The organism is Luteibacter sp. CQ10 (assembly GCF_040900725.1).
GTDB lineage: Bacteria > Pseudomonadota > Gammaproteobacteria > Xanthomonadales > Rhodanobacteraceae > Luteibacter.
This window is the reverse complement of record NZ_JAEUYM010000003.1, coordinates 425,846-450,645: the sequence shown is the minus strand read 5'-3', so window position 1 is coordinate 450,645 and position 24,800 is coordinate 425,846. Positions and strand designations below refer to the sequence as shown.

General features: G+C 68.0%; 25 protein-coding genes, 1 tRNA gene and 1 other RNA gene. 12 read left to right on the top strand and 15 right to left on the bottom strand.

What is annotated here, in order from left to right:
- Window positions 1-51: 51 nt before the first annotated feature.
- Together rpmF and JNG39_RS15125 are read right to left on the bottom strand one after the other, a co-directional pair.
- The gene (gene rpmF, locus JNG39_RS15130) at window positions 52-246 is read right to left on the bottom strand and encodes a 50S ribosomal protein L32 (RefSeq protein ID WP_144910343.1); all 195 of its coding nucleotides are present in this window, start codon (window positions 244-246) and stop codon (window positions 52-54) included.
- Window positions 247-262: 16 nt separating this feature from the next.
- Complete coding sequence (locus JNG39_RS15125; protein ID WP_368312613.1) at window positions 263-778, bottom strand: YceD family protein; 516 nt, start codon at window positions 776-778, stop codon at window positions 263-265.
- Between the two features lie 145 nt (window positions 779-923).
- Between JNG39_RS15125 and JNG39_RS15120 the strand changes: the two genes are divergently transcribed.
- Together JNG39_RS15120 and JNG39_RS15115 are read left to right on the top strand one after the other, a co-directional pair.
- Entirely contained in the window at window positions 924-1,370 is a 447-nt protein-coding gene (locus tag JNG39_RS15120) for a hypothetical protein (RefSeq protein ID WP_368312611.1), read from the top strand.
- Window positions 1,371-1,374: 4 nt separating this feature from the next.
- Window positions 1,375-1,956 carry a nucleoside triphosphate pyrophosphatase gene (locus JNG39_RS15115; protein ID WP_368312608.1) on the top strand — a complete coding sequence of 194 codons (582 nt, stop codon included), beginning with the start codon at window positions 1,375-1,377 and terminating at the stop codon, window positions 1,954-1,956.
- A 4-nt stretch (window positions 1,957-1,960) separates the two neighbouring features.
- On the opposite strand, the gene JNG39_RS15110 is transcribed toward JNG39_RS15115, so the two are convergent.
- On the bottom strand, window positions 1,961-3,493 hold the full coding sequence (locus tag JNG39_RS15110) for an ArnT family glycosyltransferase (RefSeq protein WP_368312606.1): 1,533 nt from the start codon (window positions 3,491-3,493) through the stop codon (window positions 1,961-1,963).
- Between the two features lie 83 nt (window positions 3,494-3,576).
- Here JNG39_RS15110 and JNG39_RS15105 point away from each other — a divergent pair, with 83 nt between their 5' ends.
- From JNG39_RS15105 to JNG39_RS15090, 4 genes are read left to right on the top strand one after another with little or no spacing between them, the layout of a single operon-like run.
- A complete protein-coding gene (locus tag JNG39_RS15105) occupies window positions 3,577-4,518 on the top strand; it encodes an AAA family ATPase (RefSeq protein WP_368312603.1) in 942 nt (313 codons plus the stop codon).
- Window positions 4,518-5,474 carry a DUF58 domain-containing protein gene (locus JNG39_RS15100; protein ID WP_368312601.1) on the top strand — a complete coding sequence of 319 codons (957 nt, stop codon included), beginning with the start codon at window positions 4,518-4,520 and terminating at the stop codon, window positions 5,472-5,474. Before JNG39_RS15105 ends, JNG39_RS15100 begins: the two co-directional genes overlap by 1 nt.
- A complete protein-coding gene (locus tag JNG39_RS15095) occupies window positions 5,471-7,462 on the top strand; it encodes a DUF3488 and DUF4129 domain-containing transglutaminase family protein (protein WP_368312598.1) in 1,992 nt (663 codons plus the stop codon). The genes JNG39_RS15100 and JNG39_RS15095 overlap by 4 nt, the downstream gene beginning before the upstream one ends.
- Before the next feature lie 42 nt (window positions 7,463-7,504).
- Window positions 7,505-8,101 (top strand): Slp family lipoprotein, encoded by a 597-nt coding sequence (locus tag JNG39_RS15090; RefSeq protein WP_368312595.1) that lies wholly within the window; start codon window positions 7,505-7,507, stop codon window positions 8,099-8,101.
- Between the two features lie 60 nt (window positions 8,102-8,161).
- Here JNG39_RS15090 and JNG39_RS15085 read toward each other — a convergent pair whose 3' ends face one another.
- Entirely contained in the window at window positions 8,162-9,193 is a 1,032-nt protein-coding gene (locus JNG39_RS15085) for an SDR family oxidoreductase (protein ID WP_368312592.1), read from the bottom strand.
- Window positions 9,194-9,289: 96 nt separating this feature from the next.
- Here JNG39_RS15085 and JNG39_RS15080 point away from each other — a divergent pair, with 96 nt between their 5' ends.
- Entirely contained in the window at window positions 9,290-10,195 is a 906-nt protein-coding gene (locus tag JNG39_RS15080; RefSeq protein ID WP_368312589.1) for an AraC family transcriptional regulator, read from the top strand.
- A 55-nt stretch (window positions 10,196-10,250) separates the two neighbouring features.
- Here JNG39_RS15080 and JNG39_RS15075 read toward each other — a convergent pair whose 3' ends face one another.
- From JNG39_RS15075 to JNG39_RS15040, 8 genes are all read right to left on the bottom strand, one after another.
- Window positions 10,251-10,595: a histidine triad nucleotide-binding protein gene (locus JNG39_RS15075; protein WP_368312587.1), complete on the bottom strand. Its 345-nt coding sequence runs from the start codon at window positions 10,593-10,595 to the stop codon at window positions 10,251-10,253.
- Window positions 10,596-10,603: 8 nt separating this feature from the next.
- Window positions 10,604-11,209 (bottom strand): recombination mediator RecR, encoded by a 606-nt coding sequence (gene recR / locus JNG39_RS15070; RefSeq protein ID WP_368312584.1) that lies wholly within the window; start codon window positions 11,207-11,209, stop codon window positions 10,604-10,606.
- 7 nt (window positions 11,210-11,216) lie between these two features.
- Complete coding sequence (locus tag JNG39_RS15065) at window positions 11,217-11,540, bottom strand: YbaB/EbfC family nucleoid-associated protein (RefSeq protein ID WP_368312582.1); 324 nt, start codon at window positions 11,538-11,540, stop codon at window positions 11,217-11,219.
- 3 nt (window positions 11,541-11,543) lie between these two features.
- Entirely contained in the window at window positions 11,544-13,202 is a 1,659-nt protein-coding gene (dnaX, locus tag JNG39_RS15060; RefSeq protein ID WP_368312580.1) for a DNA polymerase III subunit gamma/tau, read from the bottom strand.
- 77 nt (window positions 13,203-13,279) lie between these two features.
- Window positions 13,280-13,376: signal recognition particle sRNA small type (gene ffs, locus JNG39_RS15055), an RNA gene on the bottom strand.
- A gap of 97 nt (window positions 13,377-13,473) precedes the next feature.
- Window positions 13,474-13,564, bottom strand: a tRNA-Ser gene (locus JNG39_RS15050).
- Window positions 13,565-13,741: 177 nt separating this feature from the next.
- The gene (locus JNG39_RS15045) at window positions 13,742-14,500 is read right to left on the bottom strand and encodes an MBL fold metallo-hydrolase (RefSeq protein WP_368312577.1); all 759 of its coding nucleotides are present in this window, start codon (window positions 14,498-14,500) and stop codon (window positions 13,742-13,744) included.
- Window positions 14,497-15,222, bottom strand: a complete 726-nt coding sequence (locus JNG39_RS15040; protein WP_368312574.1) for a 3-deoxy-D-manno-octulosonic acid kinase — start codon at window positions 15,220-15,222, stop codon at window positions 14,497-14,499. Before JNG39_RS15040 ends, JNG39_RS15045 begins: the two co-directional genes overlap by 4 nt.
- A gap of 46 nt (window positions 15,223-15,268) precedes the next feature.
- On the opposite strand from JNG39_RS15040, the gene JNG39_RS15035 reads away from it, so the two are divergent.
- Window positions 15,269-16,348 carry a glycosyltransferase family 9 protein gene (locus JNG39_RS15035; RefSeq protein WP_368312571.1) on the top strand — a complete coding sequence of 360 codons (1,080 nt, stop codon included), beginning with the start codon at window positions 15,269-15,271 and terminating at the stop codon, window positions 16,346-16,348.
- Between the two features lie 109 nt (window positions 16,349-16,457).
- Here JNG39_RS15035 and JNG39_RS15030 read toward each other — a convergent pair whose 3' ends face one another.
- Window positions 16,458-16,856, bottom strand: coding sequence for a DUF6165 family protein (locus JNG39_RS15030; RefSeq protein WP_368312568.1), 399 nt, complete (start codon window positions 16,854-16,856; stop codon window positions 16,458-16,460).
- Between the two features lie 47 nt (window positions 16,857-16,903).
- On the bottom strand, window positions 16,904-17,320 hold the full coding sequence (locus JNG39_RS15025) for a hypothetical protein (RefSeq protein ID WP_368312566.1): 417 nt from the start codon (window positions 17,318-17,320) through the stop codon (window positions 16,904-16,906).
- 259 nt (window positions 17,321-17,579) lie between these two features.
- Here JNG39_RS15025 and JNG39_RS15020 point away from each other — a divergent pair, with 259 nt between their 5' ends.
- Complete coding sequence (locus tag JNG39_RS15020) at window positions 17,580-18,686, top strand: FAD-dependent oxidoreductase (RefSeq protein WP_368312563.1); 1,107 nt, start codon at window positions 17,580-17,582, stop codon at window positions 18,684-18,686.
- A gap of 18 nt (window positions 18,687-18,704) precedes the next feature.
- Window positions 18,705-19,355 carry a LuxR C-terminal-related transcriptional regulator gene (locus JNG39_RS15015; RefSeq protein WP_368312560.1) on the top strand — a complete coding sequence of 217 codons (651 nt, stop codon included), beginning with the start codon at window positions 18,705-18,707 and terminating at the stop codon, window positions 19,353-19,355.
- 109 nt (window positions 19,356-19,464) lie between these two features.
- Here the strand turns inward: JNG39_RS15015 and JNG39_RS15010 are convergent, their stop codons facing one another.
- Window positions 19,465-22,083, bottom strand: a complete 2,619-nt coding sequence (locus JNG39_RS15010; RefSeq protein WP_368312558.1) for a PAS-domain containing protein — start codon at window positions 22,081-22,083, stop codon at window positions 19,465-19,467.
- 362 nt (window positions 22,084-22,445) lie between these two features.
- Between JNG39_RS15010 and JNG39_RS15005 the strand changes: the two genes are divergently transcribed.
- Complete coding sequence (locus JNG39_RS15005; protein ID WP_368312556.1) at window positions 22,446-23,777, top strand: dicarboxylate/amino acid:cation symporter; 1,332 nt, start codon at window positions 22,446-22,448, stop codon at window positions 23,775-23,777.
- The gene (locus JNG39_RS15000) at window positions 23,774-24,799 is read left to right on the top strand and encodes an alpha/beta hydrolase (protein ID WP_368312554.1); all 1,026 of its coding nucleotides are present in this window, start codon (window positions 23,774-23,776) and stop codon (window positions 24,797-24,799) included. Before JNG39_RS15005 ends, JNG39_RS15000 begins: the two co-directional genes overlap by 4 nt.
- Window position 24,800: the final 1 nt, after the last annotated feature.

Sequence of the window (24,800 nt, the reverse complement as noted above, 5' to 3'; positions counted from 1 at the left end):
AAAACGGCGCGTTTCCGCGCCGTTGCGTGGTGTTTTGTCACCGCGAGGAGATCAATCCTCGACTTCGACCGCACCGCGGGTGTCGATGACCTTCTTACCGCGGTAGTAGCCATCCTTGGTCACGTGGTGACGCAGGTGCACTTCACCGCTGGTCGGGTCGGTCGACAGCTGAACGGTCTTCAGCGCATCGTGCGAACGACGCATGCCGCGGGTGGACGGGGTCTTGCGGCTCTTGGCAACGGCCATGGCAAATCTCCAGCGATTACTTCTTCATGAGTTCGCGGAGTGCCGCGAACGGGTTGTCGGGGGGCTCGTCGGAGGGGATGTCCTCTTCCGTGCCGGCGATCTCTTCGGGCAACTCGTGATCCGGATTGACCGGAACCAGGGGCAGCGCCAACAGCAATTCATCTTCGATCGTCGCGATCGGATCCAGCTTGCCGTCCTCCTCGAGGAGAAGCGGCTCGTACCCGGGCGGAAGCGCGGCTTCCTCGCGTTCTTCGACGATCAGTCCGAGACGGGCATCGACCTCCACCGGCAGCGCGAACGGCTCGAGCGAACGCTGGCAGACCAGCATCAACGAAGCCTTTGCACGGACCGCCACGTAGGCGATGCCCAGGTTGTCGCGGCCGAAGTCGAGTTCGTAGGTTACGTCACCTTCGGGTGACGCGACCACCTCGCCGAGGCGGGAAAACGCCGACACGGGAAGACGACCCTGAAACGAACGCCGCGCACGAACCTCGCGCCAAGCGTCCACGGACGATGGCAAAGTCACGGACATAATCGCGAAATGGTAGGCACCAACGCCTCTGAAGTCAACCGGTTAGACGCCCGGCAGCCATTTTGCGCACACCGCCCCCTTTCGGGCAGACTCGCAGGCCATGCAGCAGTTTGCCTCAGCCGGCCCGCGAGGGGGAAGGTCCAGCGTGTTTTCCGTTGCGTATTATGCACTTGCCGCGACCATCGTCGTCGCGGTGGCGTTCTGCGGCTGGGCGGTGTCGCTCCAGCGCCGTCGCCGCCGCCTCGGCGCGCTGCAAGACCTGCACGACCACGCCGACCGCCTCGAGGTCGATCTGAAGGACTGCCGCGACCGCCTCCAGCGGGCACACGCCGTGATGTCCTCCCATCCCGAACAGCCGGCGGCAGGCGAGATCGAGGCGCGTCATGCCGTGGATTCGGGCCTCAAGGCCCTGCTCCGCCAGCGCATATGGATTCGCGACAAGGCGCCTTCCGCCAGCCAGCGCGAGCTGGACGAGGCCGTCGACGCCCTGCTCCGCGCCCGCCACCAGCTCGAGCCGCGCCTGCGCGACCTGGACGACGCCCAGGCGGCGCTGGACACCGCCGTGCGCGAACAGATCCATAAGGGTTTCTGACAACGTGACCGAACCGACCGTCATCCTCGCCTCCACGTCCCGCTATCGCGCCGGCCTCCTGCGCCGCCTGCTGGAACATTTCGAACAGGCCGCGCCAGGCACCGCCGAGGATCACCTGCCCGGCGAGGCGCCCGCCCGGCGCGCCGCGCGCCTGGCCGAGGCCAAGGCCCGCGACGTCGCCGAAGCCCACCCCGGCGCGATCGTCATCGGCTCCGACCAGGTGGCCGACCTCGACGGCACCGTGCTCGACAAGCCCGGCACCGTGCATGCGGCGCACCGCCAACTGGCGGCCAGTTCGGGGCGCGACGTGGTATTCCACACGGCGGTGTGCGTGATCGATGCCCACGGCGATGCGCTGACCCACGTCGACGAGACGCGCGTCCGTTTTCGCAAGCTTTCCGAAGCGGACATCGAACGCTACGTCGAGCGCGAACGCCCGCTCGACTGTGCGGGCAGCTTCAAGTGCGAAGGCCTGGGCATCACTCTCTTCGAGCGCATCGTCAACGAAGACCCCACCGCCCTCGTCGGGCTGCCGCTGATCGCCACCGCCCGCCTGCTGCGCAAGGCCGGCGTCGCCCTGCCCTGAACGGTCAGTGCGGGGCGGCGAGGTAGGCGGCCATCCAGACCACGCAATCGTCGGGATTCTGCGCCGGGGCCGGCGTCGCGCGTGCTCGCGCATCGTAGAACGCGATGCGTCGACGACCGTCGAAGAGGTCCAGTCGCGATAGCGGCCCGACGATATCCACCCGTGCGCAGATCGAGCCGAGCCAGCCGCGTGTCTCGCGCTCGCGCAACGACGTCTCGTCCACGGCCAGGATCACGCGCTGGCCGGCGTGCATGGCCAGACCCGCCTCGTCGATCCGCCACGCCGCCAGTTGCGGCGCGCGACCATGCTTCACGTTCAACGGGCTGTCGAGGGAATACACCGTGCGCGGACCGCCCAGGGCAAAGCGCAGCTCCGCCGCCAGCATGAAATTGTCGGCCACCACGAGCGCGCCGCTGTCGTGCAGCAGCTCACCTTGCAGCACGGCCGCGCTTTCGCGCCAGCCGGTGAAATGGGAGGGAAAGGCCTTGAGGTTCGCAAGCACGCGCGCACCGTCGCCCGATGCGGCCAGCCCGAGCCATGCGAAGCCCCCGAACAATCCGGCGAGGGCCAGTGCGAAACCCGCGTGCACGATGCGCCGCCAGGTGGAAGACGACGGCAACGACGGCCACGCGGCACAGAGCAGCAGGTAACCCGGCAGCGGCCAATGCACGCGAAAGCGCACGTCGTCGGCGAACAACCCGAGCACGAAATACGCGACGATGAACGTCCCCGCGACGGACCCGATCGCGTCGAACGGCGCTTCGCCGCGACGGCGCCACGCGCTCCACGCCATCCACAGCAGTGCCACGTAGGCGACCGGCGTGCAGGTCGCTGCCTGCTCGAGCGGCTGCACCAGGGCATCGGCATGGAATCGCCAGGGATTGCGTTCCACCAGCTGAAACGACACCCCGGCGCCCTGGGCCTGGAGGTTGTAGATCGCGATGGGCAGCAAGCCAACGGCAGCGATGCCCATCGCGAGCCATAGCCCGGGCTTGCGCCATTGCGCACGGCCGCGTGGCGTCGCCAGCAGGAAGACGAGCCCGCCCAGCATCGGCATCGCCGCGCGGTAATGCGTGGCCCATGCCAGCGCGAGCCCGACGCCGAGCAGACACCAGTCGCGCCGACGCCCGTCGTCGAGCGCACCAAGCAGGCCCTGCATCGCGAGCAGGACGGCGAAGGTCAGCGGCACGTCGGGCACGGCGAGTACGCCCAGGCTGCCCGCCAGCGGCAGGCACAGGGCCAGCGTGCCCGCCTGCCAACCCGCCGCGTCGCCGGCGTGGCGGCGCGCGATGGCGCGAACCTGGAAGGGAATCGCCGCGCCGATGAGGAGGAACGGCAAACGCATGGGCAACAGGCCATGCCCGAATACGGCCTCGGACGCTCCGATCAGCCATGCCGTGAGGGGTGGAAGATCGCTGTAGCCCCATGCCGGAGCGAGGCTTTCCTGCCAATAGAAGGCCTCGTCACCGAAGGGCGACAGCGTGCATGCGATGACGATGCGCAGGCCCAACGTCACGGCGAAGAGAACGAGGAACATGCCTCGCCACGCGCGCAGGCGCGCCGCTACACTCGACCGATCATCCATCGACGGGATCCGCCCCAGGGGCGCATGTTTGAATCATGTCAGCGACCACTCCGCTCAACGATGAAATGCTTCGGCACCGCCTCGACGCCGCCCTCACGCAGGTCAACGGCGTGTTGCTCGGCAAGCCGCGCCAGGTGAAGCTGGCTTTCACCTGCCTCGTGGCCGGTGGACACCTGCTGCTGGAAGACGTGCCCGGCGTGGGAAAGACCACGCTGGCGCATGCCCTCGCCGCCACCTTCGACCTGGACTTCCAACGCATCCAGTTCACCAGCGACCTGCTTCCCTCGGACATTATCGGGGTGAGCGTCTACGAGCGCGAGACGGGCGAGTTCCGTTTCCATCCGGGCCCCATCTTCACCCGCCTTCTGCTCGCCGACGAAATCAACCGCGCCACGCCCAAGTCGCAGAGTGCGCTGCTGGAAGCCATGGCCGAAGGCCAGGCCACGGTGGACGGCACCACCCACGTACTGCCCCGCCCGTTCTTCGTGGTGGCCACGCAGAACCCGCTCGATCTGGCCGGCACGTTTCCGCTGCCCGATTCGCAGCTGGACCGCTTCATGCTCCGGCTCAGCCTGGATTATCCGGACCCCGCCGCCGAACGCGCCCTGCTCACGGGGGAAAGCCGCCGCGACATGATGGAACACCTCGCGCCGCGCCTGGACGTCGCCGCCATCGGGCAATTGCATGCCGCGGCGCAGGCCGTGACGGCCAGCGGCAGCCTGCTCGATTACCTGCAGGCCCTGCTCACCGCCAGTCGCCGGCACAACGACCTGCGCGTGGGGCTCTCGCCACGCGCAGGCCTCGCCCTGCTCGCCGCCGCGCGCGCGTGGGCCCTCCTTAGCGGGCGCGCTTATGTCATCCCCGAAGACGTGCAGGCCGTATTCGTGCCCGCCGCCGCGCATCGACTCGTGCCGGGACGCGGCGGCCACCGCGAAGCGATCGCCCGCGCCATCCTCGCCGATACCGCGGTGCCCTGATGGCCTCGCGCGGGGCCCGGCTGCTCGCATGGGCGGAGCACCGCCTTCCCTCGCTCACGCGCCTGCGGCCCCGCGAACCGCTGCCCATCGTGCTCCACCGGCGACGCATCTACATCCTTCCGACCGGGTTCGGCCTGGGCCTGTCGATGCTGCTCGTCGTCATGCTCGTCGGTGCGCTCAACTATTCGAACAACGCCGCGCTGGGGCTCACCTGCCTGCTCGGCGCCGCCGCCGTCGGCAGCATGCTGGTGGCCTTTCGCACGCTCAACGGCCTCGTCATCGGCGGCCTGCGCTCCGATACCGCGCGGGCGGGCGAACAGGTACGCGTATCGCTCGACGTCTCCGCGCCACGCTACGCGCGGACGGCCATACGGCTGGATGCCGAGGCACGCGAGCAGGTCTTCGGCGTCCAACCGGGCGCGCCGTCGACCATCGAGTTCCATCTCGATGCCGCGCATCGCGGCTGGCTCGACTTGCCGCGCATGCGCCTGCACAGCCGCTGGCCGATGGGGCTGTTTCGCGTGTGGAGCTGGCTTCATCCCGACGGCAAGGTGCTGGTCTATCCGCGCGTCGAAGCCTTCGGCCCACCGCCCCTGGTACCGGATGGCGACGCCGATCGCGGCAGGCCGCGCGCGGGCGACGAGCTGGCCTCGCTGCGCGACTACCGGCCGGGCGATCCGCGCCGGCAGATCGCGTGGAAACTCAGCGCGCGCCACGACGGGCTGCTCGTGAAGGATCTCGAACAACCCGCGCCCCAGGAAGACTGGCGGCTGGATTGGGACGCGATCCATGGGCTCGACGACGAAACGCGCATTTCCCGCCTGGCCCGCTGGGTGGACGAAGCCCATGAAGGCGGCAGGCGCTGGAGCCTGCGCCTGCCCGACGGGTATTTCGACATCGCCCAGGGCGACGAGCATTACCACCGCTGCATGACCGCCCTGGCGCTGCGCCCATGACCGGCCTTCGTCCTTCCCTTCGCAAACGGGTTTCGACGGGTCTTCCGCTGGGCCGCCGCGCGTTCGACCTGCTCACGCTCACCATGGGTTTCGTGGTGCTGGTGCATGCCCTTCACCTGCCATGGTGGCTCACGGCGGCGCTGGCCGTGGTGGCGGGCGGACGCTGGTGGCATCGCCGTCACGGCGGGCGAAAGATCGCCGCGCTCATCCGCCTGCCGCTGCTCGCCGCATTGCTCGCCGTCGTGATCCTGCACTACGGCACGATGTTCGGGCGCGAACCGGGCAGCGCCTTCGCCGTCGGCCTGCTCGTGCTCAAGCTGCTGGAAACCGACGAGACGCGCGATGCCCGCGTCGGCGTGGCCTTCGCCTGTTTCGCCTTGATGAGCGCCCTGCTCTTCGACCAAAGCCTCGTCGCCAGCGCCTTCGTCAGTCTGGGATTGCTCCCGGCCCTCACCACCCTGTGCGCCGTGGAAGACCCCGACGCCGAGCAGCGCCGCTGGTCGATGCAATGGAAGCCCGTGCTGCTGGCGCTGCTGGCGTCGGTACCGCTGTCGGTGTTCGCCTTCCTTTTCATACCCCGTCTTTCCAGCCCGCTCTGGGGTACGCCCGACAGCGGACAGGCCGCGACCGGTCTTTCGCCGCAGCTGTCGCCGGGCGGCATGCTCGACCTCATGACCGACGACACGCCGGCCATGCGGGTCACGTTCGACGGGCCGCCGCCGCCCAACAGCCTCCGCTACTTCCGCGCCTACGTCATGCAGCTGTTCGACGGCACCGCATGGACACCCGGCTCGCACAGCACGCGCCGCCCGCCGTCCGACGTGCAATACGCGCAGCGCATCGGCTACCACGCATCGATCGAACCCACCCACGACCGCACCGTGCCGATGCTCGACCTGCCGACCACCGCGCCGCAGGACACCACGCTTCGTCCCGACCGCACCGTGCAGGCCAACCGCCGCATCGACGACACGGTGAACTTCACCGCGTTCGCGGCCACCCGCTACCGCCTCGAACCCACGCTGGACGACGGCGTGCGGCACGACAACCTGCAACTGCCGATGGGCGTCGGCCCTCGCGCCCGGGCACTGGCCCAATCGTGGGCGCAGCGCTACGGCGACGACCACGCGGCGATCGTCCGCGCGGCGCTGGCGATGTTCCATGCCGACTTCTCCTACACCCTCGCCCCGGAACCGCTCGACCGCGACCGCATCGACGATTTCCTTTTCCAGACGAAGCAGGGTTACTGCGAGCACTTCGCCTCGACCTTCACCTTTCTCATGCGCGCCGCCGGCGTGCCTGCCCGCGTCGTGACCGGCTATCAGGGCGGCTACTGGAACAGCGGCGCCCACTACCTGCTCGTACGGCGCTCCGATGCGCACGCCTGGTCGGAGGTATGGCTCGAAGGCCAGGGATGGGTTCGCTTCGACCCGACCGCCGCCGTGCGACCCGAGCGCGTGGAGCTGGGCGCGGCAGCCGCGGCGGAAGCCAGCGGCGGCGAAGGCTGGCTGGGCCCGGCGTGGTTGCGCGAGCTGCGCAACCGCTGGGACGTGGTCAACCAATGGTGGAGCCGCGGCGTTATCGGTTTCGACAGCTTGCGTCAGCAGGGCTTGCTCCGTCCGTTCGGAGTGAACCACGCCGACGTCACCGACCTGGCCGTGGTACTGGCCGTCGGTTGCTCGCTTCTGGTGGCGATCGCCCTGGGCTGGGCGGTGTTCCAGCGGCGTGAAGGCGACGCGTTGGATGCGTGGATGCGACGTCTGGAGCGCAAGCTCTCGCGGGCCGGCGTCGTTCGTCGAACCGGTGAAGGACCGAAGCATTTCCTCGCCCGCGCGGCCCGTGCCATGCCGGCGCAGCGAAATGCACTGGAAAGGTTGAGTAAGCTTTACTTGCGATCGCGCTACGCCCATGACGAACCACCGCCTGAATCAATCAGTGAATTCGGTCGGGCCGTAAGGGAATTAACGGCGCGCCGCGTGGTCAAATAGCGCATGGCGCCGGTTGTGCCCGGTGCCCCTGGGAGAAGTGACATGTCCATGTACAAACCGCTGGCCATCGTCGCCGCGACTCTGGCACTTGGCGCGTGCGCCACCGTGCCGCAGCCGCTGCAGGGTCAGTTCAACGACGTATCCACGGCCGGTGCCCAGCAGGGCGGAGCCCCCGGCGCGAAGGTGCGTTGGGGCGGCGAAATCATCAAGACCGAACCGGGTCCGCAGCAGACCTGCTTCTTCGTCCTGTCCGAACCGCTGGACAGCGAGGCCCGTCCCACGGCGAGCAAGCAGGAAAGCCAGGGCCGCTTCGTGGCCTGCCGCGACGGCTTCTACGATCCCGAGGTGTTCACCCGGGGTCGCGAGATCACCGTCACCGGTACGCTGCACGGCGCGGTCTCGCAGAAGGTCGGCGACTTCGACTATGCCTACCCGCGCGTCGAGGCCGATGTGGTCTACCTGTGGCCGAAGCGCGTTCCGGTGACTCGCTACCCGCCAGGCTTCTACGACCCGTTCTGGGGTCCGGGCTGGGGCGGCGGCTGGGGTCCGTACGGTTACGGCCCGTGGGGCGATCCGTTCTGGTACCGCCCGCGCACCATCATCGTGCCGCGTCCGGTACCGATGCGACCGCACAAGTAAGCGTAACGAAAAAGCCGGCGAAAGCCGGCTTTTTTTAGGCCTTCCGGCGGTAACTTGCAGCTATCGTTTCACGATGCCGAGGCCGACCAGGCTCTCGGCCGTCGCGACGATGGCCTCTTCCGGCGAACGCGGCGACCAACCAAGCAGGCGCATGGCTTTCTTGCCCGTGGCGCTCATGTCCACACCGAGCATCGGCACCAGGCCCTTCAGCCGGGGATTCCTTCGCGACGCGAGGCGCACGAACCAGTTCGGCAGAACCCGCGTCGTCGCGCGCTTGCCGACGGCACCCATGCGACGGCGCAGGACCTTCGCGACATCGGCCAGCCACATGCCTTCGCCGGACGTCGCGAAGAAACGTTCGCCATGGGCCGCCGGATGGGTCATCGCACGCAGGTGCAGGTCGGCCACGTCGCGTACGTCGACGAAGCACGAGTAGATCTTCGGACAACCCGTCCAGTTGCCCAGCAGGTTCTCGACGATCTTGATGGAGTGCGAGTAATCCGGACCCAGCACCGGGCCGAGGACGGCCACCGGATTCACCGCGGACAACTCAAGCCCCTTACCTTCGCGGGCGATGAAGTCCCACGCCGCTTTTTCCGAGAGGGTCTTCGACTTCTGGTAGGGCGCGACGTTGCCGGTCAGGTCACTCCAATCCGTTTCGTCGAACGGCCGCCGATGGCTCGCTGCGTGCCCGGCGCCGATCGCGCCAAAGGCCGAGGTCAAGACCACGCGTTTGACCCCGGCATCACGCGCCGCACGGAGCACCCGCAGGTTCCCGTCCACGGCGGGCCGAATCCAGTCTTCCTCGCTTGCATAGCTGCCGGAGGGCGTCGGTGACGCGCCGTGCATCACGTACGTGCATCCAGCGACGGCCTCGGCCCAACCTTCGTCGGCACCGAGGTCGGCAATGACGAACGACAGGCGATCGCCCGCCTCCACGCCGCCCGCCTTGAGGTAACGGCGTACCTCCATCTCGCGCGATGCGGTGCGGATCGTGGTCCGAACCCGGTATCCGCCGTTCAACAGCGCCAGCATGCAATGCTGCGCGATAAAACCGGTACCACCGGTCACCAATACCAATGCGTCGTTCATGGGAACTCAGCCGCTTCAAGTAGCGGGAAAGATTAGGCCTGACGCTCCGGACTGTTAATGCTTGATCGTGCGACTTACTTGCGTGAAAGTACGAGTATGAGCCTCGACCCTTTCTCGGACATCCTGCGCCTCACCCAGGCCGAGTCCCTGGTGACGGGCGGCTTCCGCGCCGGTGGCGAGTGGGCCATCCGCTTCCCTGCGCCGGACAAGATCAAATTCTTCGCCGTCGTCGAGGGCGCCTGCTGGGTCGACATCGACGGCGAGGCGGAGCCGGTGCGCTTCGATACCGGTGACGTCGGGTTGTTGAGCGCGAAGCGCTCGTTCGTGCTGGCCAGCCATCCCGGCATCGCGCCGCTGGATGCGATGAGCGTGTTTTCCCGGGGTACGGCCGTGCTGGGCGACGGCAACGACTTCGCCCATATCGGCGGACACGTGCTGCTCGATCCGACCAGCGGACGACTCCTGGCCGACGTGCTGCCACCGTGGATCCACGTTCCGGTGGCGTCGCCGCACGCCACGGCGTTCCGCTGGCTGCTCGAGCGGCTGGTGGAAGAACGCGCGAGCGATCAACCCGGCACGCAACTCGCATCGGCGCAACTGGGCCAGCTCCTCTTCATCGAGATCCTGCGCGCCCACCTCAAGACGACCGAGGCCATGCCCGCCAGCTGGCTGCGCGTGCTGGGCGATGCGCGACTCGCACCCGCCGTACGGCTGATGCATGGCGATCCGGCGCGCGCATGGCATCTGGAAGAACTCGCCAAGGCCTGCGCCATGTCACGAACGACCTTCGCGTTCCATTTCAGGACGATCGCCGGCGTTGCACCGCTGACCTATCTCACCGAGTGGCGTATGCGGCTTGCCGAACGGGCATTGCGTGATGAGAGCAAGCCGGTCTCCGTCATCGCGCAATCGCTGGGATACACATCGGAGAGCGCGTTCAGTAATGCGTTCAAACGGGCGAGCGGACAGTCGCCGAGGGTGTATCGAACCTCCCAACGCTAGCTCCTCGCTCCTGCGTACGCAGGAGCGGCGTGAGGGTTTCAGTCCGCCCGTCCTATCAGCCCGGCGGCCAATGCATCTGGCGACCGGCCAGCAGGTGCACGTGGATGTGGAACACCGTCTGTCCGCCATGGGTGTTGGTGTTGACCACGGTGCGATAGCCGTCCTTCGCGAAACCCTGCGCACGCGCATACGCCGCCGCCGCGAGCAACAGCTTGCCGAGCAACGCCGCGTCGCCGGGCACCGCGTCGTCCAGCGTGGCGATGGCGCGCTTGGGAATGAACAGCACGTGCACCGGCGCCTGCGGATTCAGGTCGCGAAAACCGAGCACCTCGTCGTCCTCGAAGACGATGTCGGCGGGAATCTCTCGGCGGACGATCTTGGCGAAGATGGTATCGGTCATGGAATTCCTCAGGAGCCTAGCGACTGCCGGCTGCCGAACGCATGCGCCAGCGTCCCGCGGTCGACGAATTCGAGTTCACCGCCCAGGGGCACGCCGTGGGCGAGGCGGGTGGCGCGGATGCCTGCCGCCTTGGCGAGCTGGCCGAGATAATGCGCGGTGGCTTCGCCTTCCACCGTGGGATTGGTGGCGATGATCATTTCTTCCACCTCGCCTTCGCCCAGGCGCTCGGCCAGCAGCGGCAGGCCGAGTTCGTCCGGGCCGAGACCGTCGAGTGGCGAAAGACGCCCGAGCAGCACGAAGTAGTGGCCGCGGTAGCCCGTCGCCTGTTCGATGGCGGCCAGGTCCGATGGCGACTCCACCACGCACAGCACGTGCCGGTCGCGGCTGGTGCTGGCGCATAGCGTGCACACGGGGGTCTCGCTGAAGTTGCGGCAGCGCGTGCAGTTGCCGACGTCGCGCATGGCCGACTCCAGCGCGGCGGCCAGGCGAACGCCACCCTGCCGCTCGCGTTCGAGCAGGTGGAAGGCCATGCGCTGCGCGCTCTTCGCGCCCACGCCAGGCAGGCAGCGCAAGGCGTCGATCAGTTCGCCAAGCAGGCGTGAACCGTGGCTCATCGGCGAATCAGAACGGCATCTTGAAGCCGGGCGGCAGGTTCAGCCCGGAGGTGACGCCGCCCAGGCGCGTGCGGCTGAGTTCGGCGATCTTGTTCACCGCGTCGTTGATCGCGGCGGCGACGAGGTCTTCGGCCATTTCCGGATCGTCGGCGAAGGTCTGGCGATCGATATGCACGCCGCGCACCTCGTGGCCGCCGCTCATCGTCACGGTGACCAGGCCGCCGCCGGCGCTGCCGGTGATCTCGGTCTTCGCCAGTTCTTCCTGCGCACGCTTCATTTCGTCCTGCATGCGCTGGGCCTGCTGCATGAGCTGACCGATTTGACCTTTCATTGCTTACTGCTCCACGGGTTTGATCGATTGCGGGATGACGCGCGCGTCGAAGTCGCGCTTGAGCGCCTGGACGAGCGGGTCGGTCTCCATCGAGGCTTCGGCGTTGGCCTGCGCATCGCTGGCCGCCTGCGCCCGGCGCTCGGCGGGTGTGCCGAGGCTGCCGCCCGCATTGCCGGCTTCGGCCACGAAACGGAAACGCACGCGACGGCCGAGCGCCTGCGAGACTTTTTCTTCCATCTGGCTGGTGAGCGGCTCCACCGCCAGGTGCATGTGCTGGGGCTGGAGGGCGAGCACCATGGCCTCCCCGTCCACGCCTCGCAGCGACGAGTTCTGCGCCAGCTGACCGATGGGTCCGCGCAGGTTCGCGCGTTCCACGATGTCGTGCCAGTCCGGCAGCCCGTTCGCGTCGGTGACGATCGGACGCGGTGCGACCGGCGCGGGCGCGGCCACCGGCGTCGACACCGGAGCTGGCGGCGGCGGCGCGCTACGCGGCGCCGGCGCCGATACGCTGGGCGACGGCGTGACGCGTGCCGCCACCGGGGCGGCGGCACGCGCGGGCGGCGCGGAGGCGGCCTGCCCCGGTTCCGACGGGCGGAATGCGAACATGCGCAGCAGCACCATCTCGAAGCCGATGCGCGCGTCGGGGGCCATCGGCAGGTCGCGGCGGCCGGCGGTGGCGATCTGGTAGTAGAGCTGCACGTCTTCGGGCGCCATGCGCTCGGCGATGTCGGCCAGGCCGGCGTCGCTTTCCTCGCCGCGATAGCCGGGCACGAGCTGAAGCAACTGCACGCGATGCAGCACGGTGGCGAGGTCGTCGAGCACGCCACCGAAGTCGGGCGAGAACGAGGCGATGCGGTCGGATTCGGCCATCAGGGCGGCACCGTCGCCGCTGGCCAGCGCGCCGAGTACGCCGAGCACCTGGCCACGCTCCACGCTGCCGAGCATGGCGCGCACGTCGGCAGCACGCAGGCTCCCGCCACCGTAGGCGATGGCCTGGTCGAGCAACGACAGACCGTCGCGCAGCGACCCGTCGGCCGCGTGGGAGAGCTCGCCGATGGCCTCGTCCTCGAACTCGATGGCCTCGGCCCCCAGGATGTGGCGCATCTGCCCGGAGATCTGTTCCGGCAGCAGGCGTTTGAGGTTGAACTTGAGGCAGCGCGACAGCACGGTGACCGGCAACTTCTGCGGGTCGGTGGTGGCGAGCAGGAACTTGACGTGCGGCGGCGGCTCCTCGAGTGTCTTCAGCAGCGCGTTGAACGCCGGCTTGGACAGCATGTGCACCTCGTCGACGAGGTACACCTTGAAACGGCCGCGCGAGGGAGCGTACTGGGCGTTTTCGATCACCTCGCGAACGTCGTCGACGCCGGTGTTGCTGGCGGCGTCGATCTCGAGGAGGTCGACGAAGCGCCCCGCGTCCACCGCCGTGCAGACGGCGCACTCACCGCAGGGATCGGCCGATTCACCGCGTTCGCAGTTGAGCGACTTGGCGAAGATGCGCGCGATGGTGGTCTTGCCCACGCCACGCGTGCCCGTGAAGAGGTAGGCATGGTGCATGCGGCCCGAATCCAGCGCATTGGTGAGCGCCCGGACGACATGCTCCTGTCCCACGAGTTCGGCGAACTTGCGCGGGCGCCACTTGCGTGCGAGTACCTGATAGGACATGCGGGCTACCTTGGGACGACAGTCGATTGTGCCAAGGTCGGGAGGCGGGCGAAAGCTCGACCCGTGAAAGGCGATGACCCTGCCAGCCACATCCCGGCACCCGAATCGTCCGCTACCGTTGCTTCCTTCCGGACCTGGCGGGATTTACGGACTATCGTCGCGGGGGGACCGACAGGGCCACCATAAAAGATAGTTTTCTCAGCGGGTGCGAATCCCGCCCGACGAAACATCCGTCGAAGCGGCAGCGGTTGGGCTGCCTCACGCTTGCCAGTGGCGGAGAGGGCGGGATTCGAACCCGCGATACGCTATTAACGTATACACACTTTCCAGGCGTGCTCCTTAAACCACTCGGACACCTCTCCACACCGGTACAGCTTCTTCCTCGCCGGGCATCCGTCCCGACAAAGAAGCGGAAGGATAACGGGAGCGTTGCGGCGACACAAGCGCCCGTTCGCCGATGCGATCGGCTCCCACCCCGTCGGTAGTGACGCTATCGCAACCTTGCTACCGACGGGGTGGGAGCCGATCGTATCGGCGAATCAGCCTGCCGTAGGCCTCACGGGATGCGGGTCCGGCAGGCGGACGCGCTCGCCCGGGCGGGCGACGCGATACCCACGCGAGGCCAGCGTCTCACCCTCGGCGACACTGCCGTAATGGTAGAGCGTCATGCGCTCGCGAACCTCGGCGGGGTATTCGCGCTCCAGGTCGTCCACGCCCGTGTGCGACGGATTGCCCACCACCCCGCAATCGTGGGCCACCCGTTCGCCCTGCGCGGCATGGATCGCCAAGGCCTCGGGCACGGGCCGCGTGTCGCCGGTAAAGACGAAGCTGCCGCGCAAGGCCACGCCGAACGACGTGCCCTGCACGTGATGCCGGGTGGGAAATACGTCGAACCAGAGGCCCTCGTGCCAGAAACCCCGCGTGCACGGCACGAGCCGGAACGCCTCCCAGTAATTCACGCCACCTTCGGCCAGCGCACCGGGATAGTCGGCCACCCTGCCCTGCAACCACGGCAGCAAGGCCGCATGCAGGTAGACCTTCGTGCGGCCCCGCAGGGCCTCGTCGAACCACAGGCGGAAGAACAGGCGCTCCATGCCGGCCACGTGATCCATGTGGGTATGGGTGACGTAAAGCGCGGACGGCACCTCGCCATAGGCCGCGAGGTAACGATCGAGCGTGTCCGGGCCGCAATCGACGAGCAGCGAGGGCCGCCCATCGCGCTCGAGCACCACGGCCGACGAGCCCAGCTCCACCGCATGGGCGGCCCCGGTGCCGAGGAAGTTCAGTTGCCAGCTCATCGCGCGTAGCTCCGCTCATAGGCGGCCAGCAGCGTCGGCCACAGCACGGCGTCGAAGGTATCGCCGCCCTCGCGCACGCCCACCTTCACCAGCGAGCGCTTCAACCGCGCGAGGTTGGCCTTGCGCCAGCCGGCCGAGGGCGAACGCAGCCGCCCCTTGTCGAAATCGATGAGGTGGAGACCGTCGCCGTTGACCAGGATGTTGTGCGCGTTGAGGTCGGCGTGCCAGGCCCCTTCGCGGTGGAATCGGGCCACCAGTTCGCCCACCCGCCCGGCCAGGGTCTCGTTGAAGGCGGCGTCGCCCACGCGTTCGGCCAGGGTCACGGCGTCGGGAATGCGCAAAGTGACCAGGTCGGCGGAATAACGCAGCCCGCGGCGCACGTAGCGCGCCGCCAGGGGCGGCGCCACCGGCAGGCCACGGCGCTGCAGTTCCATCAGCAGGCGAAACTCGCGCTGGCTGCGCGTGCGCGCCTTGCCGGTGAAGAGGTAGCGGTCCCCCAGCAGGGCGGCGACCATCCCACCGCGCCGGTAATGGCGCAGCACGGCCTCGCCGGCCGGGGTGTCGATGAGGGACACACCGCCCCGGCCGCCCGCCTGCGAGCGCAGCAGGCCGCGGTCCTCCCAGTACCCGGGCGAGAACCAGTCGTGGTCGACTTGAGCTATACGGGCCGCGTCGAACAGAATCGTTCCGTCCGCGGCCTCGGTGACGCGATGGTCTGTCATTGTCGGGCCGCCCACGTTGGCAGCCTCCCGTTCCGGTAATCCGATCTTGCCCAGTCTATCAAGCCATCCGCTCCCGTCGGGAGATTCGAGCCTGTGCATCCTGCGCACCTCGGCCATCGGCGACGTCACCCACGTGGTGCCCCTGGTCCGCACGCTCCAGGCGAAGGCGCCGGCCACCCGCCTGACCTGGATCGTGGGCAAGCTGGAGCGCCGCCTGGTGGGCGACCTGCCCGGCGTGGAATTCGTCACCTTCGACAAGGGCAAGGGGCGGCAGGGCCTGCGCGAGGTACGCGAGGCGCTGGCCGGCCGTCGCTTCGACGCGCTCCTGCACATGCAGGTGGCCCTGCGCTCCAACCTGCTCAGCCTGGCCGTAAAGGCCGATCGGCGCATCGGCTACGACAAGGCCCGCTCGAAAGACCTGCACAGCCTGTTCGTCAACGAACGCATCGCCGCCCGCAGCGGCGAACACGTGCTCGATGCCATGGCGAGCTTCATCGAGCCCCTGGGCCTGCGGCAGACGGAGGTTCGCTGGGACATTCCCGTCTCGGCCGCCGACCGGACCTGGGCGGCGGAACAGCTGCCCGGCGACACGCCCACCCTGCTGGTCAGCCCGATGTCCAGCCATACGGTGCGCAACTGGCGCGTGGAGCGCTACGCCGCGCTGATCGACCATGCGATGGCCCGCGGCATGCGCGTGGCCCTGGTCGGCGGTCCTTCCGAGGGCGAGCGGGCGCTCGCCGACGCCATCCTGGCCCAGGCGGAACGGGCGCCGCTCGACTTGACCGGGAAAGACACCCTCAAGCGATTCATGGCGCTGCTCGCCCGCACGGCGATGATCCTCACCCCGGACTCCGGGCCGATGCACATGGCCAACGCGGCCGGGGTGAAGGTGCTGGGGCTGCATGCGGCGAGCAATCCGCATCGCTCGGGGCCTTACTCCGACCGGCGCTGGTGCGTCGACAAATACGATGCCGCGTCGCGGAAGTATCTCGGCAAGCCCGCGTCGGAGATTCCGTGGGGTACCAAGATCGAGAAGCCGGGGGTGATGGACCTGGTCGAGGTCGGGGAGATGGTGGAACGGTTCGAAGCGTGCGCTTCGTTCCTGAAGCTGCCGCTCGGACACTAGCTTCCGGTTACGCCGCTTCGTCGACTATCGCGGACAGGCTCCGCTTCCGCCCTTCGGTAGCAGGCTTTCCTGCCGAAGGGCGGGAGCGCACCCTGTCCGCGATTTGTCGTCACTTCACGCGGTAATCCTGATACGACTTCTCTTCCACCAGCGTCGAACCCAGCTTCAGGTTGATCTCGCGTTTGATCGCCGCGCGCTCGTCGTTCTCGATGTACACCGACCGGGCGAGCTGGATGAACTCGTCGTCGAACGCCTGGGCCTTTTCCTTCAGGCGGATGTCGTCTTCGATTTTCCAAAGCCGCCGGTTCACCGCGAGCAGGCGGTTCGTCTCGTCGGTGATGTCGGTCTGCGATGCCGCGTCGTTCTTCCACGTGGCATCGAGCAGTTCGAGCTCGTTGCGGACGTTGGCCAGCTTCGCGTCGTCCTTGATCTCCTGGAGCTTGATCTGAAGGATGGTCATCTTGTCGATCAGCTCGCCGTACGAGACGGGGGTCTGGATCAGGCTCATCGGAGGTCTCCACGCGTTCGGACGCGGGAGGTTAGCAGTTTTCCTCCTCAGATACCCTCGATGGGGCAACTGGCCACGTCCTTGGCCTCGCACCATGCTTCGTTTCCACCTTTCACGTCCCACGATTTTGCGCGGGGAAGCTCCAGCCCCTCCTTCGTGATGCTTAGCCGAAGTGCCGATCCATCCCCCTCGTAATCGCATACGACGAGATTCTTCGCCAGCTTGACACCCGCGGCGTGGAACGCCAGCTTGTTCAGATCCACGTCATGGTCGTACTTGGATACCTCACCTTTCCAAACATGCCCACCGTACGATGCCTGGTAATTCGTCCCGTCGTCCGTGGTGCCGGACAATTTGATAGCCGACACAGGCGGGCAACTGGTATCGGATGCGGCAGCCTGGCCTGTACAAGCCAGGAAGACGAACAACGCCAACGAACGCATTCCGGTTTCCGATCCACTCATGTCATGTACTCCCTTTCATGTCTGGTGACGGTCGTTCGATTGTATTCCACGACACATCGTTCAGGCCGGTTCGCGCGGCTCGGAGACATTCGTTAATCTTCGTAAAAACAAGCAGATATCGACCACTTTCCCGATTGGCATGACGATTCCTGGCGATCGGACCTTAGAGTCGGCGGCGTCGTTCTTTCGCTGGCCGTATCGGCGGCTCCGAAGCGCGACACGCTAAGCTCTACGCATCACCCGCGACGGAGCCATGAACATGAGCCCTCCTTCGGTCCTGATCGTCGGCGCCGGTCCTACCGGCCTGGCCGCCGCCCTCCAGCTTTCGTTGCGCGGCATCCGCGCACGCATCGTCGACGAACGAACCGAGCCCGCGCCGCATTCGCGCGCCCTGGCGGTGAACCCGCGGACGCTCGAACTGCTCGAAGCCACCGGCGTCAGCGAGCGCATGGTCGCGGAGGGGCGTCGCGCGCTCGGCGTCATCTTCCACGAAGGCGGCAAGCCGCTCGCCCGCATCGAGGCGGAGCGCATTCATCCGCGCTACGGTCTCACGGTGCTTTCGCAGGCCCGCAGCGAGGCCCTGCTCACCGACGCCCTGGCCGAGCGCGGCATTGCCGTGGAACGCGGCCGCAAGGCGAAGCTGCTGGCTCGGGACCCGGACGCGGCACGCGTCTGCCTCGACGACGACGGCGTGGGCGTGGGTTCTTTCGATGTCGTCTTCGCCGCCGACGGCGCGCACAGCGCGTTTCGCGACGCGCTGGACATCGGCTTTCCCGGCGAGTCCTACCCGGAAACCTGGCCGTTGTTCGACCTGCCGATGGATACGCCGCTCGACGTCGACCACGCGCACGTGATGCTTTTCCCCGACGGCATGATCTTCCTGCTCGCCTTCGACCCCGCGCATTGGCGGGTGATCTCCAACCTGCCCGATCCGCTTTCGCGCCTGCCCCCGGGCACGGCGGTGAGCGAACCGACCTGGACATCGTCGTTCCGCGTCGCCCATCGCGTCGCCGAACGCTGCGCGGTGGGCCGAGTGGCGCTCGGCGGCGACGCTGCGCACATCCACTCGCCCGTCGGCGCTCGCGGCCTGAACCTGGGCGTGGAGGATGCCTCGGCCTTCGCCATGTACCTGGCGGCGCAAGCCGGCGATCCCATCGGCGCCCTCGCCCGCTACCAGCGGGAGCGCCATCCCGTGCATGAAGCGGTGGTGCGACGCATCCGAATGGTCACGTCGCTGGCTCGCGGCGGCAACGCGGCGCTGCGCGGCCTGCGACGCGCCATCCTGCCCACGGCCGCCCACCTGCCCCTGCTGCGCCGGTTCGCCTTGCGCACCGTCATGGGCCTGGATCATCCGCCGCCGCATTGAACCGCTAGAATCGACGGCATGGCCCTCACCCTGCTCATCGCCGACGATCACCCGATGTTCCGCGGCGCGCTGCTGCTCGCCCTGGCCGACCTGCTACGCGGCGGCCGCGCGCTGGAAGCGGGCAGCCACAGCGCGATGGAGGCCGTGCTCGCCGAGGGCGAAAGCGTCGATCTCGTCCTCCTCGACCTGACCATGCCGGGCGCGATGGGGTTTTCGTCGCTGCTATGGCTGCGCGGCGAACATCCGGACATTCCCGTGCTGGTGGTGTCATCCAACGATCATCCACGCAACGTGCGGCGCGCCCAGCAATTCGGCGCGGCGGGGTTCGTGTCCAAGTCCACGCCGGCCGACGTGCTTCGCGACGCGGTGACCGCGGTGATGCGCGGCGACACGGCCTTCGTCGGCGCGCGCGCGGAGCGCAGCGACGACGATGCGCGCCTCGCCGCCAGGCTGTCGAGCCTCACGCCCCAGCAGTTCCGTGTGCTGATGCTGATGGCGGAAGGCCTGCTCAACAAGCAGATCGCCGCGGAGCTGGGGCTGGCCGAGAACACGGTGAAGATCCACGTCACCGCCGTGCTGCAAAAGCTCGATTGCCGTTCGCGCACGCAGGCGGCCGTGCTGGTGAAATCGCTGGATCTCGACGAAGGCGTGGACGGCTCGCATCTTTGATTCGCCGATACGATCGGCTCCCACCCTTCGGTAGCAGTCGTTCGCAAGCCATCTACCGGAGGGGTGGGAGCCGACCGTATCGGCGAACCCTACGAAGCGAAGGGCACCGTCAGCCCGAAACCATCAGCAAGCGCGTCACCACCGCCCGCAGCCGCGCCGGTGCCAGCGGCTTGGTGAGATAACGCAGGCCCTCTTCCCCCGCCCGCCGAACCTCTTCCTGCGAAGGCGACACGGCCATCAGCACAGTCGGCGGCGACACGCCCCAACGCGCATTCAACGCCGCCCGCAAACCCTCACGCAACGGCTGTTCCAGCAACAGCACGTCCGGCGGATCGTCGAGCTCCGCATGCCGCATCGCCGCCTCCGCGTCGCCCACGGCCACCACATCGCAGCCCCATGACGCCAGCAAGGCGGCCACCTCGGCGCGAGTGGCGTCGTCGGAATCCACCAGCATCACGCGCCGCCCCGACAGCGGCGATTCGTCGTCGGCCACGCGTTCGTCGAACGTCTCCACCCCAGGCGCCGCCACCACCGGTACCGCGATGGAGAAGACGCTCCCCCGCCCTGGCCACGAGCGCACCGTCACGGGCGCACCGAGCAGCCGCGCGATGCGCTCGACGATGGATAGACCCAATCCCGCGCTGCGTCGATCGCGATCCACCCCGCTATCCAGACGGAGAAATTCATCGAAGATCGCACGCGTCTTCGCTTCGGGAATGCCCAGGCCCGTGTCCCACACCTCGATGCGCGCCAGGTCGCCGTCGCGACGCACGCCCACCAGCACGCGTCCACGCGGCGTGTAGTGGATCGCATTGGACAGGAAATTCTGCACCACGCGCCGCAGCAACAAGGCATCGCTGCGCACATGGATTCGCGTATCCACCCAGTGCAGGTCCAATCCCCTTGCCCCCGCCAGCACACCGAACTGACGCGCCAGATCGCCCAGCATCGCGCCCAGCGCGACGACGCCGAAACGCGGCTCCACCGCCCCGCCTTCCAGCCGCGACACGTCGAGCAGGCTGGCCAGCATCTCGTCCTGCGTTTCCAGTGCGCTGCGAACGCGCTCGATCAGTTGCCGCCCTTCCTCGTCCTGCCGCTCGGCCAGCGCGCCGATGAACATGCGCGCGGCGTTGAGCGGTTGCAGCAGATCGTGCACCGCGGCGGCGATGAAGCGCGTCTTCGACCGGCTCACCCGCTCGGCATCCGCCTTGGCCTCGTTGAGGTCGCGCGTGCGCTCCTCGACGCGATGCTCCAACGTCGTCGCCAGCGTGCGCAGTTCCCGCGCGGCAGCCTTGTACGCCGTGATGTCCGCATAGCTGGTGACGAAGCCCCCTCCGGGCAGCGGATTGCCCCGGATCTCCAGCGTGGTGCCGTCTGGACGCTCGCGCTCGTACATGTGGGGACTGCCCTGCCTCAGGTAGGCCAGCCGTCGCTCGATGGCCTCCTCGACGTTGCCCGGACCGAGCAGGCCACGCCGCGCGTTGAAGCGGAAAATATCCTCGATGGGCCGACCGACACGCATGTAGTCGTCGGGAAAACCGAAGATCTGCTGGTATCGCGCATTCCACGCCACCAGGCGCAGGTCGGCGTCCACCACGCTCACGCCCTGGGGCAGGTGTTCGAGATTGCCGTGCCCGCCCTGGGCGGCTTCGTGCGCGGCGGCCACGACGCTGTCCTGCGCCGAGCGCAAGGCCGCCGCGTGGTGCGCCACCATCCGCTCCAGTTCCTCGCGGCTGCGCTGGCGCAGCCGGGCCAGGCGCACGCGCTGCTGCACGACCAGGCCCACGAGGATCAACGGCAGCCATCCCGCGAGCACCACCAGCGCCGCGTTGCGTCCGGCGATGAGCGCGGGCCGCGCATCGGCCAGCAGGTGCAGCGTCCATGCCTGTTGCGGCATCGCCAGAGAACGCCAGACCACCTCGTGCTCCAGCGGCGGCGACGTGACGCGCACGCGTGTCGCGCCGTCGCCCGCATCGCCCAGCGGCGTACTGGCGATCGGCCGCAACGGCTGGTCGCCGTACTGGCGCGTGGCGCCGATCGCGGCGCTCGCGCGAGGATCCAGTGGGTGCAAGGTGCGATACATCCAGGCACCGTCACGGTTGTCGAGAAACACCACGCCGTGATCGTCGGCCAGCAGCACGATGTCGTCGCCGTGCGCCCAGTCGCGTGGAAGGGCCTCCAGCGTGATCTTCAGCACGATCGCGCCCACGTGCCGGCCCGCCTCATCGTCGATGGCCTGCGCGATGAAATAGCCCGCCACGTTGGTCGACACGCCCAGCGCATAGAACGTGGCGTGACCGTCGCGCATGGCGTCGCGGAAATACGGACGAAATCCGTAATCCAGACCCACGTTGCTTTCCGGCGTATTCCAGTTGTTCGCGGCAATGGCATGCCCATGCCGGTCGAGCAGGGTCAGCGTCGAGGAGTGCACCGCGCCGTTGGCGCGTTGCAGGCGCGCGTTCAACGCCGCGCTATCGATCGCCTCCGGCGGCCCCGCAAGGATGGCCCGCAACTCGGGATCGAGCGCCAGTACCGTGGGCAGCACGCGAAACCGGTCGATCAACCGCTGCACGGCCAGCGCGTGCAGGGTAAGCCGGTCGGCCGACTGCGCCGCGATGCCCTCCAGCCCCTTACGCCACGCCAGCCACCCGCCCAGCACGGCGCTTCCGGCCATGGCGGACAGGAGCAGGACGAGCCAGAACACATGAAGCGGCCGGATGTTTCGCATCCACGAATACTCTCACACCACCCGCCCCCACCCCCCTCCCCACCGAAGGGGTGGGAGCCGATCGCATCGGCGAACGACGCCTGCCACGAAGAGGGGTGCGTCCTCGCGCCGATGTCAGCCATGCCCTGACACCCCACACCATCCCCACCCGTTATCCAACATCCGAGCGATTTTTCAGAATCCTTCCATACGGTCGGGCGCGCTAACTTTAAACCCGGCGCACCGAAGCCGAAGGCACACTCATGGCGCGAGGCCGAAAGCGAGCCACCGGCCTGGCCCCTAGCCCGAATGTGTTATGGGTCATCCGCCCCCGACGCGTTACAACAGCCTCCGCCCACCCCGGGCGATGCCGTCGGCCGATCATGCTCGTTCCCTCCCCCACCCAAGCCACCCCGCAGCCGTTCTACCGCCAGACCTACGTGCAGGTGCTCGTGGCCATCCTGCTGGGTGCCGTGCTCGGGCACTTCTGGCCCGCCTGGGGCGAGGCGCTGAAGCCGTTGGGCGACGCGTTCATTAAGCTGGTGAAGATGGTGATCGCCCCGGTGATCTTCCTGACCGTGGTCACCGGCATCGCCGGCATGCCGCACCTGAACGCGGTGGGGCGCGTGGTGCTGAAGGCCATGGTGTATTTCCTGGTGTTCTCCACGCTCGCGCTGGTCGTCGGCCTCGTGGTGGCGAACGTCGTGCAGCCGGGCGCGGGCCTGAACATCGATCCGGCCACGCTGTCGACGAAGGAAATCGCCACGTACGCCTCGAAGGCGCACGACATCTCGCTCACCGGCTTCCTGCTCGACATCATTCCCGATACCGTCGTGGGCGCCTTCACCTCGGGCAACATCCTCCAGGTGCTGCTGTTCGCCGTGCTATTCGGCATCTCGCTCACGCTGGCCGGCGAACGCGCGAGGCCCGTGGTGGCCTTTTTCGAGGCGATGACCGAGCCCGTGTTCAAGCTCGTGCACCTGCTGATGAAGGCCGCGCCCATCGGCGCGTTCGGCGCCATCGCGTTCACCATCGGCCGCTACGGCATCGGCTCGCTGTCGAACCTGCTCATGCTGGTGGCGACGTTCTACGGTACCTCGCTGCTCTTCGTGCTGGTGGTGCTCGGCGCCGTGTCGCGCCTCACCGGCTTCTCCATCCTCAAGCTCATCCGCTACCTCAAGGCCGAACTGCTGCTCGTGCTGGGCACGTCGTCGTCGGAAGCCGCCCTGCCCTCGCTGATGCAGAAGATGGAACAGGCCGGCTGCGACAAGTCCGTGGTGGGCCTCGTGGTGCCCACCGGCTATTCGTTCAACCTCGACGGCACCAACATCTACATGACGCTGGCCGCCCTGTTCATCGCGCAGGCGACCAACACGCACCTGTCGCTCGGCGAACAGATCGCGCTGCTGCTGGTGGCGATGGTCAGCTCCAAGGGCGCCGCCGGCGTGACCGGCGCGGGCTTCGTGACCCTCGCCGCCACGTTGTCGGTGGTGCCCTCGCTGCCCGTCGCGGGCATGGCGCTGATCCTCGGCGTGGACCGTTTCATGAGCGAGTGCCGCTCGCTCACCAACTTCATCGGCAACGCGGTGGCCTGCGTCGTCGTGGCGCGCTGGGAAGGCGCGCTCGACCGCCAGGCCCTCGACGATGCCCTCGACCACCGCGCCGCCGGTCGCGACGCGCGTCCGCTCACCGTAAACCAGGGGAATACACCATGAGACTCTTCCGTACCGCGATCCTCGTCGCGACGGTCGCCCTCGCCTGCACCGGGCAAGCCACCGCCCAGTCCGCGCCCGACGCGGGCAAGCCGCTGTCCATCGACCTGTGGCCGGGCACGCCGCCCGGCGGTGGCGGTCCGAGCGGGCCGGAACGCATCGGACGTACAGGCACCGGCGTGGGCGCGGTGTCCAACGTCAGCCGCCCGCGCATCGAGGTGTACAAACCCGCGAACCCGAACGGCGCCGCGGTGATCCTCGTCGGCGGCGGCGGTTACTTCCGCATCGGCATCGGTCACGAGGTGATACCCACGGCCAGGTGGCTCGCCGCGCTCGGCGTCACGCCCGTGGTGCTCTACTACCGCCTGCCTGCCGACCGCTGGCCGGCCGTGGCACCGTTCCAGGACGCCCAACGCGCCATCCGCATCATGCGCGCCCGCGCGCAGGAACTGGGCATCGATCCGAAGCGCATCGGCGTGCTCGGCTTCTCGGCCGGCGGCAACCTCGCCGGCATCGCCGAAACGCGCCCGACGAACGCGTTTTATCCGCGCGTGGACGCGACCGACGACGTGTCCGCGCGCCCGGACTTCGCCGGCCTGATCTATCCCGTGGTGTCGCTGCAGCCGCCGTTCAATACGACGCGCTCCAGCCGCGAGCTGGCCACCCAGAAGGATTCGGTGCAGGCCTACTCCGTGGAGCTGCACGTGTCGCGCGACACGCCCCCGACCTTCCTCGCCCAGGCCGCCGACGATCCGATCGCCGACATCGGCAACAGCCTGGTGATGTTCGACGCGCTGAAGAAGAACGGCGTGGACGTGGAAATGCACGTCTTCGACAAGGGCGGCCATGGCTGGGGCCTTGGCGATCCGGGTACGGCGGTGGCCTCGTGGCCGCGCCTGTTCGCCGCCTGGGCCCGTCGCAACGGCTTCTTCTCGGCCGTGGACGATACGCCCTTCGCGCGCATGCCGAGCAAGGCCGCCGCGCCCACCAGCACTGACGACGACAACGCGCTCGACGACAACTGAA

Bases quoted from the DNA above. Each gene is read 5' to 3' on its own strand.
- JNG39_RS15045 (WP_368312577.1), bottom strand. From the start codon at position 14,500: ATGAGCTGGCAACTGAACTTCCTCGGCACCGGGGCCGCCCATGCGGTG.
- JNG39_RS15075 (WP_368312587.1), bottom strand. From the start codon at position 10,595: ATGACCGATACCATCTTCGCCAAGATCGTCCGCCGAGAGATTCCCGCC.
- JNG39_RS15030 (WP_368312568.1), bottom strand. From the start codon at position 16,856: ATGAGCCTGATCCAGACCCCCGTCTCGTACGGCGAGCTGATCGACAAG.
- JNG39_RS15085 (WP_368312592.1), bottom strand. From the start codon at position 9,193: ATGAACGACGCATTGGTATTGGTGACCGGTGGTACCGGTTTTATCGCG.
- JNG39_RS15025 (WP_368312566.1), bottom strand. From the start codon at position 17,320: ATGAGTGGATCGGAAACCGGAATGCGTTCGTTGGCGTTGTTCGTCTTC.
- JNG39_RS15020 (WP_368312563.1), top strand. From the start codon at position 17,580: ATGAGCCCTCCTTCGGTCCTGATCGTCGGCGCCGGTCCTACCGGCCTG.
- JNG39_RS15065 (WP_368312582.1), bottom strand. From the start codon at position 11,540: ATGAAAGGTCAAATCGGTCAGCTCATGCAGCAGGCCCAGCGCATGCAG.
- dnaX (WP_368312580.1), bottom strand. From the start codon at position 13,202: ATGTCCTATCAGGTACTCGCACGCAAGTGGCGCCCGCGCAAGTTCGCC.
- JNG39_RS15080 (WP_368312589.1), top strand. From the start codon at position 9,290: ATGAGCCTCGACCCTTTCTCGGACATCCTGCGCCTCACCCAGGCCGAG.
- JNG39_RS15125 (WP_368312613.1), bottom strand. From the start codon at position 778: ATGTCCGTGACTTTGCCATCGTCCGTGGACGCTTGGCGCGAGGTTCGT.
- JNG39_RS15105 (WP_368312603.1), top strand. From the start codon at position 3,577: ATGTCAGCGACCACTCCGCTCAACGATGAAATGCTTCGGCACCGCCTC.
- JNG39_RS15090 (WP_368312595.1), top strand. From the start codon at position 7,505: ATGTCCATGTACAAACCGCTGGCCATCGTCGCCGCGACTCTGGCACTT.
- JNG39_RS15040 (WP_368312574.1), bottom strand. From the start codon at position 15,222: ATGACAGACCATCGCGTCACCGAGGCCGCGGACGGAACGATTCTGTTC.
- JNG39_RS15095 (WP_368312598.1), top strand. From the start codon at position 5,471: ATGACCGGCCTTCGTCCTTCCCTTCGCAAACGGGTTTCGACGGGTCTT.
- JNG39_RS15015 (WP_368312560.1), top strand. From the start codon at position 18,705: ATGGCCCTCACCCTGCTCATCGCCGACGATCACCCGATGTTCCGCGGC.
- JNG39_RS15010 (WP_368312558.1), bottom strand. From the start codon at position 22,083: ATGCGAAACATCCGGCCGCTTCATGTGTTCTGGCTCGTCCTGCTCCTG.
- recR (WP_368312584.1), bottom strand. From the start codon at position 11,209: ATGAGCCACGGTTCACGCCTGCTTGGCGAACTGATCGACGCCTTGCGC.
- JNG39_RS15110 (WP_368312606.1), bottom strand. From the start codon at position 3,493: ATGTTCCTCGTTCTCTTCGCCGTGACGTTGGGCCTGCGCATCGTCATC.
- JNG39_RS15100 (WP_368312601.1), top strand. From the start codon at position 4,518: ATGGCCTCGCGCGGGGCCCGGCTGCTCGCATGGGCGGAGCACCGCCTT.
- rpmF (WP_144910343.1), bottom strand. From the start codon at position 246: ATGGCCGTTGCCAAGAGCCGCAAGACCCCGTCCACCCGCGGCATGCGT.
- JNG39_RS15000 (WP_368312554.1), top strand. From the start codon at position 23,774: ATGAGACTCTTCCGTACCGCGATCCTCGTCGCGACGGTCGCCCTCGCC.
- JNG39_RS15005 (WP_368312556.1), top strand. From the start codon at position 22,446: ATGCTCGTTCCCTCCCCCACCCAAGCCACCCCGCAGCCGTTCTACCGC.